Below are 19,452 nucleotides of genomic sequence, written 5' to 3'. Positions count from 1 at the left end.
GGGTGGCGGTAGGTAGTCGTGTTCGCAGACCTTGGGCCGGTCGCCCGGCGGCCTGACCGGCAAGGCCACCTCACCGCCGACCCGACCGGCACTGACGCGCGTGGCCCTTCGTCGGAGGTGGCGGCTACTCAGCCATTACGAAGATCGGCACGTTTACGGGTTTCACCCTCCGTGGGTGAGGCGACGGGTGGGGCGCGGCGGAACGCTGGCACGGACACATCGCCGGCATGCGATGGTCCGTGTCGCCGCAGTATGTCGGACCAGACTGGGAGGCCTTGTGAACCGGTACCCGCCCATTGCGGATCACGGCATGGTCGGCGATCTCCAGACCGCCGCCCTCGTCTCGTCCGGGGGAACCATCGACTGGTGGTGCACCCCCCGCTTCGACTCGCCCAGCGTCTTCGCCTCGCTCCTGGACAGCGAACGCGGAGGGCATTGCCGTCTCGCCGCGGATGTCCCGGACGGGGAGGGCATGGCGGTCCGGCAGCTCTACCTGTCCGACACCGCCATCCTGATCACCCGCTTCATGGCGCCCGGGGGAGTGGGTGAAGTCGCCGACTTCATGGTGCCCATCGACTCCTCCGCCCCGGCGGACGGACACACTCTGGTGAGGATCGCGCGAGTCGTACGGGGCAGTGTGCCCTTCGCCCTCGCTTGCCGGCCCCGCTTCGACTACGGCCGTGCCACGCACACGCTCTCGGCGACCGATGACCACTCCGTGCTCTTCCACGGCCCCGGCAGAGACCTGCATCTGCAGTCCACCGCCGGCGTCACGCTCCGCCCGGACGGAGACGACATCACGGCCCGCTTCACCCTGTCCGCCGGGCAGGCGGCCGCCGTGGTGCTGACCAGCACAGCCGCCGGTGAACCCGCCCCGCCCCATCCCACGCTCGAAGGGAGCGTCGACGCGTTCGAGACGTGTCGTGCCTTCTGGCTGTCGTGGCTGCGTTCCTGCACCTACCGGGGCCGCTGGCAGGACATCGTGAACCGTTCGGCGATCACGCTCAAACTGCTCACTTACGCGCCCACCGGGGCACCCATCGCCGCCGCCACCATGGGGCTGCCCGAGCAGACCGGCGGTGAGCGCAACTGGGACTACCGCTACACCTGGATCCGTGACGCCTCGCTGTCCGTCAGGGCATTGATCGATCTGGGCTTCAAAGAGGAGGCGCACGCCTTCCGCCGCTGGCTGCGAGACCGAATCAGCCCCGAAGGCTTCTCCTCGGCGGACCCCCTGCAGATCATGTACCGCGTCGACGGCGATCCCCATCTGGTCGAGGAGCCCCTCGACCACCTGGAGGGCTACCAGGGGTCCCGTCCGGTACGGGCGGGCAACGCGGCGTCCGGCCAGCTGCAACTCGACATCTACGGCGAGGCGTCGGACGCCCTGATCGTGGGTGGTGACATCGGTGCGATCCGTGGCTGGAAGGCGCTGAGCGACGTCCTGGACTGGCTCGCCGACAACTGGGACCAGCCTGACGAAGGCATCTGGGAGACCCGCGGCGGCCGTCAGAACTTCACCTACAGCCGCCTGATGACGTGGGTGGCCTTCGACCGCGGCATCCGCGCGGCGCACGAGTTCTCCCGCCCTGCCGATGTCGCTCGCTGGACCGACGTGCGGGACACGGTCTTCCGGCAGATCATCGAACGGGGCTGGCACCACAAGCGCCAGGCATTCGTGCAGCACTACGACACCGACGTACTGGACGCCTCGCTCCTGCTGATGCCCAAGGTCGGCTTCGTGTCGCCCCACGATCCGGACTGGATCAGCACCCTGGACGCCATGGAGGAGGAGCTGGTCAGCGACAGCCTGGTCTACCGGTACGACCCGAAGGCATCCCCGGACGGCCTGCGCGGCTCGGAGGGCACCTTCAACCTGTGCAGCTTCTTCTACGTCGAGGCACTCGCCCGCAGTGGCAGGCTCACCCAGGCTCGTCACGCCTTCGACAAGATGCTCACCTATGCCAATCACGTGGGCCTCTTCGCCGAGGAGATCGGCCCTTCGGGAGAGCAACTCGGAAACTTCCCGCAGGCGTTCACGCACCTCGCTCTGGTCACCGCGGCCATGGCGCTCGACGAAGAGATGCAGAAGGCGGCAACCGGACCACAACACGGCGACCACGGCCACCCGCCCGTCCGAGGCCTCAAGGAACCCGCCAAGGACACGCCCGGTGACGCGATGGGGTGAGACAGGCCCGCCGCCGTTCGGCGAAGGCGCCTGGCGGGTGAAAGCCCGGGTCAGGCGCCTTTTCCCGGGCCTCGAGAAGAAGCCGAGCTTCTTCGGCGAGTAGGAGACCGGGAGGTTCTTCGTCTGCTGGTGGTACAGCTGTTAGGACCTCGTAGCGGTGTGACCGGGATATGCGCCAAAGGGGCAACGAGCGTGAGCGGAACACCCGCTACCCCGACGCCGCCGAAGACGGCGAGGACGAGGAAAGCCGAAAGCCCGGCGTCCATCGACGCCGGGCTCGTTCGCCGTCAGGAGCGCAACGACGAGATGCGCACGTATCCCCGGCCCGGCAGCGGACGCTGTGGAGAGCAGGATGAGCGCAGCGGCGACGGCAGCGGACACCAGCATCCCGCGGGCCCTGCGGGAACAGGCGGCGTGTGCGCAGACTTCACCTGGCGTGCTGGTTGGGCGTGGTGCAGGAGGATAAAACCCCTCCGAGAGCCGGACGCAGAGCAAGCGGGTGGGCCCGCGGTGGCCACGAAGGCGGCCCGCTGCCCGCCGCGCCCCGCTCGCCGACAGCGGCTGGCTCCGGCGGCAGCGGCCCCCGGAGCCGGACCGGGCAGATGGACGGCGCAGGAGCGTCGGCCAATCCGGGCTCCGGCGTGAGCCCAGTGTGGCGGATGGAGGTGGGGAGTGAGCCATCTGCCGGGGCTTTCAGGTGAGCCTGCCGGACGCTGATGAGCGGTCGATGAAGGGTCCGGTCCGATCCTGCGCTGCCGCGTTCTGACTTGCTCCGCCCCGGCGCGGCGTTCATCCGGTACGGGTCACGACGGTCCTGATGTCCGCAGTGGACATGCGGATGCACCATTGCTCTTGAACGAGGCAAGGAAATGAACGTACGAGAACTATGGCCGGGTTGATCGTTTTCCGGGCTGCGGGTGCCACGGCGGTATCGACAGCGTGGTCCAGGCGCGCAGCAGCCACTCCAGCGGGCCGTAGCCGTGGTGTCGCAGCCACCATCGGCTGGCCGCTGTCTGTACCGCGAACAAGGTCAAGGCGATCGCCGCGACTCCGATGGGCGGGACGCGGCCGACCAGGGCGGCCCCGAAGCCGGTGAACAGCAGGGCGCAGACCAGGGACTGACCGAGGTAGTTGGTCAACGACATGCGGCCCGCCGGCGCGAGCGCGGTGACCACGATCTGGCCGCGGTGGCCGTGGGCGAGGCGGAGCACGGTCGCCGCGTAGGCGGCGGCCAGCAGGGGAGCGGTGATCACGTCGAGGCCCATGGCGAAGAGCTGGTAGGCGGACTCGGGGTGGTTCAGGCTCGCGTCCGCGTACACGAGGGCGCCCGCCAGCCCGACCGTGAAGCCGACCCATTGGAGTCGCCGCAGGAGCCGCTGGTGCCGGTCGGTGTCCGCGAGGGCTCGCCGGCGTCCGGCTGCCAGGCCCAGCAGGAAGGCGGCGAGCGCGGACGGCGCCTGGAAGAAGACCAACAGGAAGGCCACGTCCGGGAGTTCCCCGAGGTGGGCGCCGATGACCGATGCCGGTCCACCGCGCAGGGCCTCGGTCGCCCGGGCTGCGGCAGTTGCCGTGGACGGAGAGATCGTGCCGTCCCCGCCTGCGTGGCCGGCAGCGAGTGCGAGGAGCGCGTATGCGGCGGCGGTCACCGCAAGGAGTGCCACCGCGATCCGTACTGCGGTACGGGGCCGGATGCGGCGCAGTGCGAGCAGGATCAGCCCCAGGACGGCGTACAGGGTGAGGATGTCGCCGGGAAAGAGGACGACGGCGTGCACGACGCCGATCACGAACAGCCCGGTCAGGCGCCTCAGGAAGCGTGGTGTGAACCGGGCGCCGCGCCGCTCGGCCGAGTCGATCTGCAGCGTGAAGCTGTAGCCGAACAGGAACGAGAACAGCAGGAAGAACTTTGCCTCGAAGAGCACCGCCACCAGCCATCGGACGGCCTCGCTCACCGGGCCGCCGAGGCCCGGGTCCTCCAGGCCGGTGCCGTGATAGGCGGAGGCCATGTAGGTGATGTTGACCATCAGGATGCCGAGCAGCGCGAAGCCGCGCAGCGCGTCCACCTGTGCCAGCCGGGCGCCGCCGCTCTGCCGCTGCTGCCTTGTCGGGGGGTGCGGGGGGCTCTCGTTACGCGGTCGAACGATCACGTGACTCCTTAGAAACTATCGAAAATGAAACGGTCGTTTCGAACACGAGCGTACTATGATTGTCGGTAGAGGTGAACGGTGAAGGCGCACGACGGCTCGCGCCGGGAGAGGGAGGACCGTGGACGCACCGCAGGAGGCGGCGGGCCGGGGCGACAGCGGTGTCCCCCGTCTGCATCGAGGGATCCCCGAAGGAGCCGAACAGCAGGTGGCCGCCTTGTACTGGGAGGCGTTCGGCCGCAAGCTCGGCAGCGCGCTCGGCCCTCCCGAGAAGGGCCGGGTGTTCCTCGCCTCCCATCTGCACCACGACCGCGGCATCACCGCGCTCGACGGTGTGGGCCGCGTCGTCGGCGTCGCCGGCTACGACCTCGCGGGCCGCGCTCTGAACGGCGGCTCGGCACGTGACGTACTGTCCGGATACGGCCCGCTGCGAGGACTGCCCCGGCTTGCCCTGCTCGTCCTGCTCACCCGGAAACCCGCCGAGGGCGAACTCGTGATGGACGGCATCTGCGTGGCCGCGGCACACCGCGGCACCGGCATCGGAGCCCTGCTGTTGCGCGAGATCGCCGCCGTGGCCGCCGAGAACGCCTGCTCCCGTATCCGGCTTGACGTCATCGACGTCAACCCGCGCGCCAAGGCCCTCTACGAACGCCACGGCTTCAGCGCCGTGCGCACCCAGCAGACCCCGTTTCTGAGGACGTTGATGGGATTCGGTGCCGTCACCACCATGCACCGTGCCGTCACCCCCGACGACCTGGCCGGAGGAATCCCCCGATGAATCACGCGAAGCCGGACCACGCACAGCGTCCCGAAATTCCGACGAGGTTGCTCGTGCACGCCCTGGTCCGTGAGGACGGGACTGTCGACGCCGGTGAGCTCTACGCCGTCGCCGGACTCCTCGGCATGACCGACCAGCAGGTCCGGCTGTGCGTCAAACGCCTTGTCACCGAGGGTCGGTTCCACCAGGAAGGGCGGGGGCGCAAGGCCGTACTGCGGGCAGTGCCCGATGCCGCGACCGGCACTCTCGCCCCCGCTACCGAGCATGTCCGCTATGCCTACCAACAGGACTGCGGGCTCGCGCCCTGGGACGGCACGTGGCACCTGTTCGCCTTCGCCATCCCGGAAGCACGCCGCACCGACCGCGACGCCCTGCGGGAAACCCTGCTGCACCTGGGCGCGGCGCCCGTCCAGGGCGGCCTGTACGTGGCCGCCAACCCCATCGCCGATCTGGTCGAGGCTCAGGCCCGCCATCTCGACGTACTCGACTCCGTCACGTTCCTCACCAGTACCGACTTGCGCATCGGGGGTGTCACCGACCCTCGACAACTCGCCTCCCGCATCTGGCCGTTGGGTGAGATCGCCGCTGGGCACGAACGCCTCGCCGCTTTCGCCGCGACCTGCGCCGACCGACTGGCCCGCGGAACGGACCTGTCCGGAGTCGAGCGGCTCACCCTGGCCGTGGAACTCGCCGCGGAGTTCAGCCGAGCCATGACCCCCGACCCGCTACTGCCGCCGGAACTGCTGCCCCGGCCCTGGCCCGGCAGTCGTGCCCGCCGACTCACCCGGGAATGCTGGACCACTCTGCGTGCCCTCCCTGCGGCTCAGCACACCCCCACGTCACTTCCGCGCCTGTTCAGCCTCTACAGCGACGCCATCACCGCACCCGACAGGCAGTGATAAGCGCCGAAGAGCCCGAGCCCGCCACCACGCTGTCCTCGCAATGGTCGGGAGCGTGGACCTTGGACCTTTGGCGGCGATCGTCCATGGCCATGCGAGGCCGGTTCCCACGTGGCTCCCGCATGGCTCCCACGAGGCAAACTCGACGACGTGCGTACGGGGTCTCGGCTGACCTGCACGTCCACGGGCCGGTCAGCGACGAGCCGGGTGCGCAGGTTGGCTCCCTACTCGGCGAAGCGCACCCTCTGCAGCACACCGTGGCCGACGTGCACGCCTGATGCTGAGTCATCTCGCCGTGAATGAACAAGTCGTTGCGGGGGGCGCCGGTCTGGCGCCCCTTGTCCGAGATCGTGATGACGTAGCCCTTGCCGAGCCGGCCGTTGTAACGCCTCGTGTGTCACGCGGCAGGACGTGGGGGCGCGCCGCTGGTCTACGGCATTCGCGCCATCATGATCTTCGCCGAGGACCCGGAGAAGTCCGCCCGCTGGTGGGGCAACGTCCTTGACGCCGAGGCCCACCTCGGCGTCAACGACAAGAACGGCGCCGTCTACGCCTGTCCCAATGTCGCCGGAATCGAATCCGGGTTCCACTCCCTGGACGAGGGGCGCCGCCGCGCTGCACCTGGCCTGCGACTGTCCGGGCGCCGAGCGGGTCATGTCCACTGCCTTCGCGCACCCGCGCACAACGCCGCATCCCGCCGCGTCTCGGAGAAGTTCGGCTACGAGCCCGACAGTGTCCGGGGCGTGAGCCGTCGCGGCACACGACCTCGATGCCGGGACGTCCCCGCAGCCAGGACTCCAGGGTGGCGGCCTCGGGATCGGGCAGGACCTCAACCCGCCTGCCGGTGGTGGCGTCCGTGATGATCGTGGCGTATCGGTGGCGGCGGCGCAGGGCGAAATCGTCGGCACCATCACGGGTGGAACCGGCGACGCCGGCCCCGAAGGCGTCGCGGATGACGCAGTGCGGTGCTGCGGGAGAAGGGCACGGCCGGCAGAGCGGCGAGGCGGGCGGCCGCCCGTCCGCATAACTCCCGTGCCACCTGGGACATCTGCCTGGCAAGCCGCACCGTGCGGCGCTGATGAGGCTCCAGGAGCCCCGGAATCTGCTCGCGGGAGGTCTGTTGCCGGCAACCCAGAACTGGGCAGACCAGGCGCCGTACGCGCAGGTGGACGACAACCTGGCGACCATCGACCGGCACGTCCGACACCGTCCGGCCGTGATAGCCGTGCACCTTCGCCGTCAGTGTCCCGCTCGCCGGACACGGCACCGCCTCATCCCGAGTGCGGGCCGTGACCACCACGGCCTCAGGCCCGTCCGTCACGTCCTCGACGATCAGCCGTGACGGCCCCGAAAACGCCGTGCGTACAAGCGCGTTGACATCCATCACGTCATGGCCCAGCGGGCCTGTCCCTTTCCGGTGTGGTCGAGGGACATGATTGCCATGTAGAGGCACTTCAGGGCGGCTTGCTCGTTGGGCAAGTGGCTGCGGGGCCTTGACTGCCCGGCGGATCCGCGCGTTCACGGACTCGATCGCGTTCGTGGTACAGACGATGCGGCGGATCTCGGTGTCGAACCGCAGGAACGGGGTGAACTCCTTCCGGGCGTTCTCCCACAGCTCCACGATCGCCGGATACTTCCGGCCCCAGGCATCGACGAACTCTGCGAACCGGTCCAGCGCGGCCTCCTCGGTGGCGGCGGTGTAGACGGGCTTGAGGAGACGGGCGATCTTGCCCCAGTCCTGCCGGGCGGCATAGCGGAAGGAGTGCAGGGACCGCTGACAGGTGGTGCAGATACCGGTCCAGCACCTCAAGAGGTCCGGCACGGCGTCGAGAACCTGGTAGAGGGTCAGGCCGGTGCGGGCACTTCTGGGGTGAGCCGCTGTTCGGTCAGGAAGGCGTGGGCGGCTGTCGCCAGGGTGACGTGGTGGTGCCAGCCGGTCCAGGAGCGGACTTCGAAGTGGTCCAGGCCCAGGCCGTGTTTGACTCACCTGCGCTGATCTTAACGGGACCGGCGGGTGTGCCTACGTCTCCGGTGTATGCGCCTGGGTCCGGGGCCGTCGTCCGAGTAGTTCGGCCAGGCCCTGGCGGGTGGCGGCCAGGACGACGCGGTCCTGGGGACGCAGTACGTAGCCGGGGTGGAGGTCCCAGACCAGGCCCGCTGGGTGCTCGGTGCCGTCGTCGGCGGGGGCGGCCGCCAGGTCGGGCTGGCGCTCGTGGGGGGCGGCGGAGTCGAGGGCGATGACGCGCCAGGCTCCGGCCCGGAAGGACTCGGTGATGGTGCGGCCCTCGAGTTGGGGGTGGCCGGCGACGTCGAGGGCGGCGAAGAGCAGCACCCGGCGTTCGACGGGGATTGCGCCGAGCACCTGACGACCCATCATCGCCCCGGCAAAGGCGGGCGCGGCGAGGGTGGAGACGCTGCGGCTGCGGGTGAGGGCGTGGGGGTGGGCGGCGCGCAGGGTGCGGTAGACGGCGGTGGCGAACGCGTCGTCGTACAGGCGCAGCGCCACGCGCAGGTCGGGCTTGACGGAGCGGGCGTACAGGGCCGCTTCGAGGTTGGTGGTGTCGCTGCTCGTCAGGGCGAGCAGGGCGTGGGCGCGGTGGATCTTGGCTGCTTCCAGGACGCCCTCGTCGGTGACGTCGCCGATGACGGTGGGGACCCGCAGGCGGCGGGCGAGCGGGATGCCGCGCGCTTCGGGGTCCTCCTCCACGCACACCACGGGGATGCCGAGTTCGCGCAGCCGGGCGAGGACGCGGGTGCCGACCTTGCCCAGTCCGAGGAGGACGACGTGGCCGGACAGACCGCGCGGCGGGCGGCGCAAGGCGGCCGCGCTGCGGAAGGTGCCCAGGGCTTCCAGGACGGCGGCGAGCAGTACGGGCAGGAGCAGCAACCCGGCCAGACCGGACAGGAGCTGGAGGATCTGGCGGGACGTGGGCTGGCCGAGCGCGGGGTCGTCGATGGCGAAGAGGTCGAGCAGGGTGAGGTATCCGGCGTGCAGCGGATGCGTGTGGGGGACCGTCAGCCAGTTCGCCACCGCCAGGCCGAGGACGCAGGCGGCCAGTCCGGCCAGTGACCAGCGCAGCCGCGCGGAGAACAGCGAGCCGAACGGGATGCCGCGTCCTACGAGACGGCCGGGGGGCAGTGCGGGTCCGGCGTGGGTGACGGTCTCCAGGACGATGGTGCCCCGGCCGGTGGCGGCGGCCACCGTGCGGTCGTCGGGCAGCAGGAGTGGTCCCTCGCCTTGACCGCTGGTGTCCGAACCTTCCGCTCCGGCCGGGTTGTTGGTGGTGGCCGACAGCAGGGCCAGGGTGCACAGGCCGGGGTCGGCGACCTGGCCGCGGGCCGGTGGGGTATGTTCCGCGGCGCGGAGCAGCAGCCCGTCGGCCTGGACGACCTTGCTGGTCCCGGCGACGGCGGTGGCTGCCAGGGCCGGGGCGGCGGTGTCGGCGTCGGACAGGACGGTGGTGGAGGTGTCGAGCGCTGTCCGGTCGAGTCCGGGAGCGGTCACCGCCGCCGCCTGGTCGAGGAGTTCCTCCAGGTGTTGGCCCAGCTTGCGGTTGTACAGCCGGATCACCAGGCGCAGGCGGGGGTTGAGGCGGCGGGCGGCCAGCGCGGCGTGGATGTTCGTCTCGTCGTCGTCGTAGACGAGCGCGAGCGCGGCAGCTTCGCGCACACCGGCCTCGACGAGAGTCGGCTCGTCGGGGGCCGGGGCTTCCAGGACCCGCGGCGCCCGGGCGTCCCCGTCGGGGGAGGTACGGGCCGGCCGGCCCATGACGGCCTGCACCCGGCTCAGGAGGGTGGCGGCCGCCCGGCCCGCAGAACCGCCCCGCGCCGCGTCCCCCGCCCGGGCGGAGGCGACGACGACCGTGACGGTCTCGCGGTAGACCGCGTGCAGCTCGGCGGCCAGCCGTTCGGCCAGGGCGTCGTCGCCGCACACGATCATGTGGCCGGCCTGCGCGGGGGGCTGTATCTGCTGGGGAAGGGAGGACACATCACGTGGAGCACGGTGGGGTGCTCGCTGGTTCCCGTGGCTCATCGCATTCCCTCTCTGCTAGGCGTGGGCGAAGTAGCGCAGCCACACGTACGCGGCGGAGATCGTCACGGTGACGGTAGTGACGACGAGGCCGTACTTGGTGAACTGCCAGAAGCTGATGGACTGTCGCTTGTGTTCGGCCATGCCGATGACGACGACGTTGGCGCCGAGGGCGGTGGCGTTGTTGCCCAGGTCGGCGCCGATGGCCAGGGCCCAGCACATGACGTGGGCGCCGGAGCCGCCCATGGATTCGACCAGGTCACTGGTGATGGGCGCCATGGTGGCGACGTAGGGAAGGTTGTCCACGATGCCCGACAGGACGCCGGGCGCCCCCCAACAGCAGCATGGAGCGGCCCAGGCCGCTGTCGCCGGTCGCGACCGGGAGGGCGTTGGAGATCTCACCGATGACGCCGGTCGCGATGAGCCCGCCGATCATGATGAAGAGCCCGGCGAAGAAGGCGAGGGGGCCATTCGACCTCGCCGAGTACTTCGCCGGTCTCGACGGTGGAGGTGCCGATGAGCAGTCCGGCGCGCCGAGCAGGGCGACGGCGCTGGGTTCGTAGTGCAGGACCGGGGGCAGTACGAAGCCGATGATGACCAGGCCGAGCACGATCAGGCCTGGACGAGGAGGCGGGGGTTCTTGATGGGCTCCCGTTCCTCCAGCGCCATGACCTTCTCGGTGCGGTCCTCGTGGTGCACGAAGGACTTGCGGAAGAGGAAGCGGCGACGGGTACCAGGCGCTTCCCGGTTGCCGGCATCAGCGCGTCGCCGGCGAGGGCGGCGGCGACTCGGGGGTTCTTCTCGGTGATGATCAGCGCGCGGGCGCCGACGAAGGCGGCGTTGGCCGCCCAACTGTGCCGGTCGTTCACGATCCTCCGATGACGAGTTCCTGCAGCGCTTCACCTGGTCGCACCCAACAGCCGCGGGTACGCGGACGGTCACGCCGGCATACGAGCGGACGGGCTCAGGTTTCTACACGGCCGGGCTCCTCCGTGCTCGTGCCATCGCCGGTCCTGGCGGCCGGCACTTCGGTGTCGGTGAACTCGTCGACGTGGAAGAGCCGGGCGATAGGTACGTCGGTGCTGCTGTGCGCCACGATCGAGAAGGCGATGCACACCGCGATGAGCGTGAACGCCTCCTCGCCCTGGGGGATGCCGGCCTGCAACACCAGCAGTCCGTAGACGACCGAGGCGAAACCCTTGGGCCCGAACCAGGCGGCGACCAGCTTCTCCTGACGCGTAAAACGTGTCCCCAGTAGGGAGAGCATCAGTGAGGCGGGACGGATCAGCACGATGGCCAGGACCACGGCCACGTAGCCGCCGAAGGACAGGTCACCGAAGAGGCGCGGCGTGAGCAGGGCGCCGAAGACCAGCAGAGCGGCGAACTTGGCCAGTTCGGCCAGGGATTCCCCCAGCGGTTCGAAGGACTCCTTGGCCTTGATCGAGCGGGCGGTGAGGACCGCACCTGCGGAGAACGCCGCAAGGTAGGGGTTGGCGTGCGTGAGGTGGCACAGCGCATACAGGATCACGCCGATGGCCAGTGGCAGCAAGGGCTGGAGCTTGGGGTCCGCACCGAGGTGGCGGAAGCGGACCAGGGCGATGACGAGCATCGGCAGGAGGATGCCGAAGGCCAGGCCGAGCAGCAGCTCCAGTCCGATCTTCGCCAGGGAGGATTCGGCGTGCCCGGAGGTGGGGCCCGCCGCGGCGATGAGGACGAGGACGACGGGCAGGGCGAGGCCGTCGTTGATGCCGCTCTCCACGTTCAGCAGCTGCCTCAGCTTGGAGGGGACTTCCTTGCGGCCCACGATGGCCGAGGCGAACACCGGGTCGGTGGGTGCGAGGACCGCGCCGACCAGGAAGGACGTCGTCCAGTTCAGGCCCACCAGGTAATGGGTGATCAGCGCCATGCCGACGAAGGCGAGCGGCATGCCGAGCCCCAGGGCGCGCGCCGGGTTCTTCCAGTTGGCGCGCAGCTTGGGGAAGGAGACGTGCATGCCGTCGGTGAACAGCACCGCGAACAGCGCGAGATCGGCCGTCACGGTCACGATCTCGCTGTCCGGCGTGATGTGGATCAGGCCGAGGAATCCGTCGCTGACCAGCGCGCCGCCGATGAGGAAGAGGAACGAGGTGGAGAGCACCGTGCGGGCGGCGAGGCCCGACAACAACACCGCGATCAGCAGTGCGACTCCGAAGACGACGATAAGCACCATGGCCGGTATTCCCCGTTCAGCAAAGAGACTTGTCTCAAGACGCCGACCAGGCTTCCCGGCACACCGTGGGGAACCCTACACGTTCTTTACGCGGCACTAACAGGTTCTTGATACGCACGATGACGGCATGGAAGTTGCCGGAACCCGGCGTGGTGCCGGTCGCTGAGGTAACCATGGCGTGTGCCGCCCGCAAGAGCCTCCTGCTTCGGCCCGGCCAACCAATCGAGCCAAGCCGGTTGCCCGGAAGAGCTGTCCAGCCGATCATGCGACTGTCATCTGGCCGGATCGTTGTCTTGCGTATGGGGCGGGGTGATCTGTCGGATGCGGAGTGGGAACGGCTGCGGCATCCCTGAGGATGAGGGTGGTCGGCGGTTCCGACGCACATCCAGGACGAGTTGCAGTGAATGGCGCATTCCGGTGGTTCAGTGCGCCGACGGGAATGTAGCGTCGCGATCATGGAATCGCTGATAGGCACCACCACTGACCAGGCGCCGGCGAACCCGGCCGCAACCGATGACACGCTGGCCACTCAGCCGATCGGCTACTGGAGCGGCTTGGCCCATGCGACCGTCACGCGGCATCTGCGTGACGCGATGGCCAAGCTCGACGTCACGCAGCCGCAGTACTGGGTACTCAACCGCGTGAACGGGGGCCCTGCGGCGCCGAGCCGCGAGGAGGTCGTCGCGCAGCTGACGCACCTTGCCGACGGCCCGCACGAGATCGCCAGGGTCGTCGACCAGTTGCTCCACCGCGCGTGGCTGCGGATCGACGACGGGCAGCGCCTGCACCTCACAGATGCCGGGGAGGCCGCCAGAGCGCGGCTTCGTGAGCTGGCGACCGAGGTACGCGCCGAAGTCCACAAAGGGATCAGCGACGAGGAGTACGTGGCCGCGCTCAAGGTGCTTCGCACGATGGTGGCCAATGTCGAGGGCAACGGGGCTTCTGGTAATCCGTTCTGATCTGGCGATCTCGTGACGGACCCGGCTGGGAACACGTGCGGCCACCGCGTGATCATCGGAGGTTGTGTGGCTCCTGAAGATCGTGCGGTGACCGCAGGCCATAGCGTAGAACCTGCCCGCTGGCGAGCGATGTTCGACCAGGTCATGGCCCGGATCGCGCGCCCGTGCGGGCGAGTTGAACCCCGGGCCACGGCCCGCGCCTACCGGCTCGGACTACTGTCGAGCGTCGAGCGGAAGAACTGCTGGCAAATGGCCGAACAGGCGGCCATGCCCGGCCCGGGCCGATCCAGCGCCTGCTGCGCTACACCCGCTGGGACGCCGATGCCGTCCGCGACGACCTGCGCGCCTACCCGTCGAACACCTCGGCGCCGACGGCGTTCTCGTGGTCGACGAGACCGGCTTCCTGAAGAAGGGCCGGTCATCGGCCGGAGTGCAGAGGCAGTACACCGGCACCGCGGGACGCATGGAGAACGCCCAGGTCGGCGTGTTCCTCGCCCTGGCCAGAGCGGGGAAGGGCCCTGATCGACCGTCGGCTCTGCCTGCCCGAGCACTCCTGGTCCGATGATCCCGAACGCCGCACTGCGGCCGGAATACCCAAGAGGGTGCCATTCGCCACCAAGCCCCGTCTTGCATCGGAGATAATCGCCGCTGCGCTGGACCCCGGCATTACCGCCTCCTGGGTGACCGGTGACGATGCCTACGGCCCAGGACCCCCTACTCCGCGCCGCCCTGGAAATACGCGGCACCGGCTACGTGACGGCCGTCGCCTGCTCGCTGCGGGTAAGGATCAACCACGGCCGCACGCCCATCCGCGCGGACACCGTCGCCGGCCGCCTGCCCGCCACGGCCTGGCAGCGCCACAGCGCCGGAAACGGTGCGAAAGGCCCGCGGTACTACGACTGGGCCTGGATCTACATCGGCACCGACAGCCACCGGAACCTGCTCATCCGCCTCGCAGCCGGTCCACCGGCGAACTCGCCTTCTACCTGTGCTGGTCACCCACCGAAGTACCCCTGTCCGAACTGGTCCGCGTCGCCGGTGTCCGCTGGAGCGTCGAGGAGTGCTTCCAGGCAGCCAAGGGCCAGGTCGGTCTCGACCATTACCAGGTCCGCAACTGGACCTCCTGGCACCGGCACATCACCCTCGCCATGCTTGCTCTGGCCTTCCTGACCGCCCTCGCCGCCGACGCGGCCCCCGAACGGCCCGATGACGCATACCAACCGGTCCGCAGCCCCGATCCGATCACGCTGACCGTCCCGGAGATTCGACACCTACTCGGCTCCGTCTTCGACTCACCAGCGGTGACCGTGGCCAGACTGCTGCACTGGTCCAACTGGCGTCGGCGCCACCAGGCAACAGCCCGACGCAGCCACTACCGACGACGAGCCGCCGGCGAACCCGCTGGATAGATCACGAAACCACACTGGAGTATTCGCTGTTGAAAGCAACTTCGCCGCACTTCGTATCCCTCGCCTCGCCGCATCCACTCCAGAGCCATAACGTGCGTGTTGGGTATAGGGGGTGCGGAATTGCGGGAACGGTGATGCCCGGTTCGAAACGAGAAGAGCCGCACGGCCGGCAAGAAGCTTCACGAGAGCGCCCGTGGCCAGCGCGCCGATGTAGATCGAGCCATCGATGCCGGTCCCGATGGACCTGAGGTCCTCACCTGCGACGGCCGCGGGGTCTATTCCTACCTCTCCGCCCTGGGCATGGCCGAGTCCGCTGCCGAGCGCGGCACGGTGAACAATCTGCCAGCCGACGGGGCGCTCTTGGGCCGGCGCCTGTCGGACGCACCCGTGTCTGGCACGTCACCTGCCAGCACCTCTCCTCCGGCTCGCGCCGCCGGACGGCGTGCCGGGCAGGTCGAGGGCGACTTGTGCCGCAGGCCAGCAGATGTGACCTGCTGATTGACGTCACCCCCCGGCCCGGTCGCCGTCGGTTGGAGCCTCGCAGTGGTTCGTGGCCGCAGGGGCATGGAGGGACGTCGTGAGGTGGCGGAGCTGGTGCTTTTCCGCTTGGAGGAGGAGTAGCAACGCCTCGTCCCGGAGACTGGCCGGCTCGCCGCCCGTGTGTTGGCTGAGGTCACTCACGAGGGTGTCGAGCACGGGAGGACAGGGGCCGTGAGCGTGCACCCAGTCGCGCAGCGGGAACGGCCTGCCCTGCGCGGTCGCCGTGGCGTCTCTGCCGTCCGTGTGCAGGAGCAGGCGCGTGGACTCTCTCACCGTGAAGGACGTCGTGTACACGGCACGGCCGTACGGGTCAAGATCGAACAGCCCGAGCGGAGGCAGCGGCGTGAGCACGTTCAGTTCGCGGACGTCGCCGTTCTCGGACATCAGCAGGGGTGGCGGATGCCCGCAGCAGACGAGTTCTGCCCGGCCCTCCTGGAACGTGAGGAGGAGCGCTTTGGCGAACCGTTCGGAGTGCTCGGTGAGGTCCGCATCGAGGCGGCGTGCGGTTTCGTCGAGGCTTGGTTCGGTGACCGCCAGCCGTCTCCAGCGGTCCAGGAGTTTGATCTCCGGCGGCTCGTGTGGCGTCGTTTTTGCCCGTCAGATCGGCGACGAGGATGCGCGTACCGTACGGAGCCTCCCGCGCGTCGCACAGGTCGGCCGCCAAAGTGGCCCGGTTCGCCCGGGGCACGGTATGCAGGGCCAGGCGGAAGCCGCCGATGGCGTACGTCCGGGCACTCGGCGCCGCCGGACGGCTCGGAGACTTCGGCCGTTGTGCCAGTCGACCGCGCTGCCCACCGGGGCGCCGCCCAGGGCCAGTCCGCCCGCGTAGAGCGTCCACCGGGAGGGACGGTCGCCAGGCACGACCAGACTCGAAGCGGGAACGGCTACCAGGGCGACCACGATGCCGCGGTGATGCTCGTGGGAGGCAAGGTCCAGCGAGCCCAGCAGAATCGTGACGAAGGCCAGGAGCGAACCAAAGAGCCACGGCGAACGAGCATGCCCGAGCTGGTAGTTCATTACCCCGTGTCCCCTCCTGTCTGTCCGTGGCGGACAGGCTGTGGCGTCGTGGCAGAAATGTGGGGCGGGAGTCCCTTGCTGCTCGAAAGCAGTCGCTGGCCGCGTGAGGGTGCACTCGCCGTGGTGCAGGAGGTCTACGGGATGGGCGCCTGGTCGAGGCCGTCCGGCGCCTCCTCGGCCTCCTGGAGTGTGACGCCCTCGGGGCGGCCGGGATCGGGGATCGCTCCGGTGGGTTGGCGGGAGAGCGCGGCCAGCGCCGCGACGAGCACGGCGAGCGCACCCAGCGCGCGCAGGGCGAGGCGCAGGCGGCCCCAGCCGTCCATGGCGTTCCAGGACACCGGCTCTGAGGCCGACGCAGGCTGCCAGAGGTCGCCGACCGGCTCGAAGCTGCTTCGGGCCGGGGGGCCGGGAGGCGGAGGCTCGGCGTCTCGCCGCCGCGCGGCGGCTTCGAGACGCTCCTGCGCCGAGAGCTCCCTCGGTGCGGTCCGGCGTATCGCGCGCTCGTTGTCCGTGAGGAACCTGTGCCAGGTCTCGTCCCGATCGTCCACCGCGGGTTGCTTCTCCTTCGTCTTCGCTGCCGGCGTTGCGTCTGGTGATGGCAGGAGCGTCATGGCCGCCGTCGACTTGGTGCGGCGTCGAGTCGCACGAAGGGGATCTGGCGGCCGGCCCGCCGGTAGGACGCCGTGCTGCCGTCGACGTCGAAGCCCATGAAGGCACACAGGCGCCGGGCGGCGCGGGGACGAGCCGAAGCGTAGCGGGCCATGATCCCGGCGCCCACGTCCGCGTTCAGGAACTCGGCGGTGACGGCGTGGTGGCGGTTGCCGACCTGGATCGTGGTCTTCGGGGAGGCCTGCAGATTGCGGTACCAGGCAGCTTCGGGGCCGAAGCCGGAGGCCAGGACCCAGGTTCCCTGTCTGGGGTCGTGGGCGACGACCTCCAGCACCACCCGCCGGTGGAGGCCGCTGGTGCGGCCGGTGTGATTGAGGAGCAGCAGGCGGTTGCCGAACAGCGGGCCCAGGCCCACGTGATAGAAGGCGATGGGCAGCCGCGTGAGGTGCCGTCGCCAGCCGTGCGGCAGGGCGGGGCGTGGCGGCTTCGGGTCGTGCTGCTGCCCCGTCATCATTTGCCTCCTCGGGTGTTGCGTGGGACTCGATTTCGTAACGGACACCGGACACCAACACTTACTCCATGCAAGCTTTGCATAGCCTAAAGCTCGGGGGGAGGGTCGCTCGGCGAAGACGGCCCGCCGACGACACTGCCGGGAGCGTTGTGATCACTGGGGAGCACGAGGAGGGACGTGTCGTCCTTTCCTGGTTGCCGGCCGTGGTGATGGCGCTGGTGACCGCCGTGGACCTTACGGCCGGTCCCGGGGTCGGGTTCCTACCGCTGGTGTCGCTCGGGCCTGCCTTCGCCGGGCTGATCGGCGGCTGGCGGCGCACCGTGCTGTACGGCGCGCTGGCACTGCTGCTGTGCGTGGCCCTGGGTACGTACGACGGCCTCTTCGGCACCCGGCGCGGCTATACGGCGCTGGCATCGGTTGCCGGGGTGACGCTGGCCGGGGTCATCGCGGCGGTGATGCGCGGGCGGCGCGAGGCGGAACTGGCCAGTGTGCGCTCGATCGCCGAGGTCGCGCAGCGCGTCCTGCTGCGCCCGGTGCCCCGCAGTGCGGGCCCGTTGCAGATCGCCGTCTCCTATACGTCCGCGGTCGCGGAGGCGCGGATCGGCGGTGACCTGTACGAGGTGGTGGCCTCCCCGTACGGCGTGCGGGTAATTGTCGGAGACGTGCAGGGCAAGGGACTTGGCGCGGTGGAGACGGCCGCCCTGGTGCTGGGCGCCTTTCGTGAAGCCGCGCACGACGAGACGGACCTGGTGGCCCTTGCCGCCCGGCTGGAACGCAGTGTGGCCCGCGAGGTGGACGGAGAAAAGTTCGTGACCGCGGTCCTCGCCGAGGTACGGTCCGAGGAACAGGCCGCCGTGCTGCTGAATTGCGGGCATCCGGCCCCGATGCTCGTCCGATCCAACGGCACCGTCGACTTCCCGCACCCGCCCGCCTACGCGCTTCCGCTGGGCCTTGGCACGCACGGAAGCGAGCCGCCCCGCTCCTACCGGGTCGACTTCGCCCCTGGCGAGCAACTCCTGCTCTACACCGACGGCGTGACTGAGGCCCGCGACGCAGACGGCACCTTCTTCCCCCTGGAGGAACGGGCCGGCCTGCTTAAGGCCCCCGGGGCCGAGGCCGCGCTTGAGGCACTGCGCGAAGACGTGGTCCGGCACGCCAGCGGCCCCCTGCACGACGACGCGGCCATGCTGCTGCTGCGCTACCGGTGACGGTGGACATGAAGAGGCGGAGGGCACGCTGTGCCGTGGGCAGGGTAGAAAGGTGCCATGGCCAGGAAAGCGGCGCCGGCGGAGCGCAGGGACGATGTGGACGCGGTGACCCGGGCTGTCCTCACCGCGTCACGGGTGCTGGTGGCGGTGTCCGCGCGCTCGCTCACGGAGGTCGAGGACCGGGTGACGCTGCCCCAGTTCCGCATGTTGGTGGTGCTCTCCTCGCGCGGGGCGACCAAACTCGTCGCGCTGGCCGAGCTGTTGGGCGTGGCTCCGTCGACGGCGATGCGCATGATCGACCGGCTCATCGCGGCAGGACTCGCGGACCGGCAGATCAATCCGGACAACCGCCGCGAGACATTGTTGCGGCTCACCGACGAGGGCCGTCGCACGGTGGAGGACGTCACCGCGCGGCGCCGACAGGAGATCGCGTCGATCGTCGAGCGGCTTGCCCCGCGGCAGCGCACGGCGCTCATCGATGCGCTGACCGACTTCAACCAGGCGGGCGGCGAACCGCCCGCCCCGCCCCTGGACGAGAGCGCGGACCTTCATCCGCTGGGCTGGGGCGGACCACCGACGGCAGGCTGACCGGCAACGTACGGGGTTCTCCTGCCCGCATCGTCGAAGGGCAGGAGGTCCGGATCGCATGACCGGCGGGCACATACGACACCGCTATCAGTACGGCCGCCAACGCACAGCCGGCGGCGCGACACGGCCGTCTCCGCCCGGCGGCGGCAGATCCGCGCCGTCTCCTGTCGTTGTACAGGCCCCACAGGACGGCAGCGGCCGACGGGTCACGCTCCGCGGCGGGCAGTCCGGTGTCGCCTACTGCCTGGTCGATGTCATGGAGCTGCTGCGTGTGGCCGGGGTCGACCTGGACGCCGAAGAGGCCGCCGTCTCATCGTGTTCCATCTCACCCGAGGTTGCCGCATGGCCAGGGCCGCCTTTGCCGCC

15 protein-coding genes and 4 pseudogenes are annotated in these 19,452 nt (G+C 69.7%); 8 read left to right on the top strand and 11 right to left on the bottom strand.

All coding sequences use genetic code 11. From position 1 onward, the window contains the following. The first annotated feature begins 277 nt into the window (after positions 1-277). Positions 278-2,188 carry a glycoside hydrolase family 15 protein gene (locus IE226_RS41195; protein WP_190086647.1) on the top strand — a complete coding sequence of 637 codons (1,911 nt, stop codon included), beginning with the start codon at positions 278-280 and terminating at the stop codon, positions 2,186-2,188. Between the two features lie 884 nt (positions 2,189-3,072). Here the strand turns inward: IE226_RS41195 and IE226_RS41190 are convergent. Beyond that, a complete protein-coding gene (locus tag IE226_RS41190) occupies positions 3,073-4,332 on the bottom strand; it encodes a DUF418 domain-containing protein (protein WP_190086646.1) in 1,260 nt (419 codons plus the stop codon). 118 nt (positions 4,333-4,450) lie between these two features. Between IE226_RS41190 and IE226_RS41185 the strand changes: the two genes are divergently transcribed. Together IE226_RS41185 and IE226_RS41180 are read left to right on the top strand one after the other, a co-directional pair. Beyond that, the gene (locus IE226_RS41185; RefSeq protein WP_229871909.1) at positions 4,451-5,107 is read left to right on the top strand and encodes a GNAT family N-acetyltransferase; all 657 of its coding nucleotides are present in this window, start codon (positions 4,451-4,453) and stop codon (positions 5,105-5,107) included. Further along, positions 5,104-6,006 carry a PaaX family transcriptional regulator C-terminal domain-containing protein gene (locus IE226_RS41180; protein WP_190086645.1) on the top strand — a complete coding sequence of 301 codons (903 nt, stop codon included), beginning with the start codon at positions 5,104-5,106 and terminating at the stop codon, positions 6,004-6,006. Before IE226_RS41185 ends, IE226_RS41180 begins: the two co-directional genes overlap by 4 nt. Positions 6,007-6,750: 744 nt before the next feature. Here IE226_RS41180 and IE226_RS41175 read toward each other — a convergent pair. The 7 genes and pseudogenes from IE226_RS41175 to IE226_RS41150 form a co-directional block, all read right to left on the bottom strand. Beyond that, positions 6,751-7,393 (bottom strand): annotated as a pseudogene (locus IE226_RS41175) (transposase family protein); the annotation flags it as partial. Positions 7,394-7,395: 2 nt separating this feature from the next. After that, positions 7,396-7,771, bottom strand: a pseudogene (locus IE226_RS41170) (transposase); the annotation flags it as partial. An 80-nt stretch (positions 7,772-7,851) separates the two neighbouring features. After that, positions 7,852-7,989: pseudogene (locus tag IE226_RS41165) on the bottom strand (IS701 family transposase); the annotation flags it as partial. Between the two features lie 37 nt (positions 7,990-8,026). Continuing rightward, positions 8,027-9,946, bottom strand: coding sequence for an NAD-binding protein (locus tag IE226_RS41160; protein ID WP_190086657.1), 1,920 nt, complete (start codon positions 9,944-9,946; stop codon positions 8,027-8,029). Between the two features lie 108 nt (positions 9,947-10,054). Further along, on the bottom strand, positions 10,055-10,315 hold the full coding sequence (locus IE226_RS44615) for a hypothetical protein (RefSeq protein ID WP_229871908.1): 261 nt from the start codon (positions 10,313-10,315) through the stop codon (positions 10,055-10,057). Next, on the bottom strand, positions 10,296-10,646 hold the full coding sequence (locus IE226_RS44610) for a transporter permease (protein WP_229871907.1): 351 nt from the start codon (positions 10,644-10,646) through the stop codon (positions 10,296-10,298). Before IE226_RS44610 ends, IE226_RS44615 begins: the two co-directional genes overlap by 20 nt. A gap of 354 nt (positions 10,647-11,000) precedes the next feature. Continuing rightward, positions 11,001-12,245 (bottom strand): cation:proton antiporter, encoded by a 1,245-nt coding sequence (locus IE226_RS41150; RefSeq protein WP_190086644.1) that lies wholly within the window; start codon positions 12,243-12,245, stop codon positions 11,001-11,003. 455 nt (positions 12,246-12,700) lie between these two features. Here IE226_RS41150 and IE226_RS41145 point away from each other — a divergent pair, with 455 nt between their 5' ends. From IE226_RS41145 to IE226_RS45360, 3 genes and pseudogenes are all read left to right on the top strand, one after another. Further along, positions 12,701-13,204 (top strand): MarR family winged helix-turn-helix transcriptional regulator, encoded by a 504-nt coding sequence (locus IE226_RS41145; RefSeq protein ID WP_190086643.1) that lies wholly within the window; start codon positions 12,701-12,703, stop codon positions 13,202-13,204. Positions 13,205-13,586: 382 nt separating this feature from the next. Beyond that, positions 13,587-14,319, top strand: a pseudogene (locus IE226_RS45495) (IS701 family transposase); the annotation flags it as partial. 33 nt (positions 14,320-14,352) lie between these two features. After that, positions 14,353-14,613: a hypothetical protein gene (locus tag IE226_RS45360; protein WP_373307112.1), complete on the top strand. Its 261-nt coding sequence runs from the start codon at positions 14,353-14,355 to the stop codon at positions 14,611-14,613. 504 nt (positions 14,614-15,117) lie between these two features. Here IE226_RS45360 and IE226_RS41135 read toward each other — a convergent pair. The 3 genes from IE226_RS41135 to IE226_RS41125 form a co-directional block, all read right to left on the bottom strand. Continuing rightward, on the bottom strand, positions 15,118-15,690 hold the full coding sequence (locus IE226_RS41135) for a PP2C family protein-serine/threonine phosphatase (protein ID WP_229871913.1): 573 nt from the start codon (positions 15,688-15,690) through the stop codon (positions 15,118-15,120). A gap of 614 nt (positions 15,691-16,304) precedes the next feature. After that, complete coding sequence (locus IE226_RS41130; protein WP_190086642.1) at positions 16,305-16,718, bottom strand: hypothetical protein; 414 nt, start codon at positions 16,716-16,718, stop codon at positions 16,305-16,307. Between the two features lie 59 nt (positions 16,719-16,777). Next, the gene (locus IE226_RS41125; protein ID WP_190086641.1) at positions 16,778-17,290 is read right to left on the bottom strand and encodes a nitroreductase family deazaflavin-dependent oxidoreductase; all 513 of its coding nucleotides are present in this window, start codon (positions 17,288-17,290) and stop codon (positions 16,778-16,780) included. Between the two features lie 209 nt (positions 17,291-17,499). On the opposite strand from IE226_RS41125, the gene IE226_RS41120 reads away from it, so the two are divergent. Together IE226_RS41120 and IE226_RS41115 are read left to right on the top strand one after the other, a co-directional pair. After that, positions 17,500-18,498 (top strand): PP2C family protein-serine/threonine phosphatase, encoded by a 999-nt coding sequence (locus IE226_RS41120; protein WP_229871912.1) that lies wholly within the window; start codon positions 17,500-17,502, stop codon positions 18,496-18,498. 57 nt (positions 18,499-18,555) lie between these two features. After that, positions 18,556-19,086 (top strand): MarR family winged helix-turn-helix transcriptional regulator, encoded by a 531-nt coding sequence (locus IE226_RS41115; protein WP_190086639.1) that lies wholly within the window; start codon positions 18,556-18,558, stop codon positions 19,084-19,086. The last annotated feature ends 366 nt before the right edge of the window (positions 19,087-19,452 follow it).

This window comes from Streptomyces longisporoflavus (assembly GCF_014649775.1).
GTDB lineage: Bacteria > Actinomycetota > Actinomycetes > Streptomycetales > Streptomycetaceae > Streptomyces > Streptomyces longisporoflavus.
The sequence above is the reverse complement of the archived record's forward strand: the minus strand, read 5'-3'. Positions and strand labels throughout refer to the sequence as shown.

Excerpts from the sequence above, each read along its gene's own strand:
- IE226_RS41180 (WP_190086645.1), top strand. The coding sequence starts at position 5,104 with ATGAATCACGCGAAGCCGGACCACGCACAGCGTCCCGAAATTCCGACG.
- IE226_RS41160 (WP_190086657.1), bottom strand. The coding sequence starts at position 9,946 with ATGATCGTGTGCGGCGACGACGCCCTGGCCGAACGGCTGGCCGCCGAG.
- IE226_RS44615 (WP_229871908.1), bottom strand. The coding sequence starts at position 10,315 with ATGGCGCCCATCACCAGTGACCTGGTCGAATCCATGGGCGGCTCCGGC.
- IE226_RS41150 (WP_190086644.1), bottom strand. The coding sequence starts at position 12,245 with ATGGTGCTTATCGTCGTCTTCGGAGTCGCACTGCTGATCGCGGTGTTG.
- IE226_RS41145 (WP_190086643.1), top strand. The coding sequence starts at position 12,701 with ATGGAATCGCTGATAGGCACCACCACTGACCAGGCGCCGGCGAACCCG.
- IE226_RS45360 (WP_373307112.1), top strand. The coding sequence starts at position 14,353 with ATGCTTGCTCTGGCCTTCCTGACCGCCCTCGCCGCCGACGCGGCCCCC.
- IE226_RS41125 (WP_190086641.1), bottom strand. The coding sequence starts at position 17,290 with ATGACGGGGCAGCAGCACGACCCGAAGCCGCCACGCCCCGCCCTGCCG.
- IE226_RS41120 (WP_229871912.1), top strand. The coding sequence starts at position 17,500 with ATGGCGCTGGTGACCGCCGTGGACCTTACGGCCGGTCCCGGGGTCGGG.
- IE226_RS41115 (WP_190086639.1), top strand. The coding sequence starts at position 18,556 with ATGGCCAGGAAAGCGGCGCCGGCGGAGCGCAGGGACGATGTGGACGCG.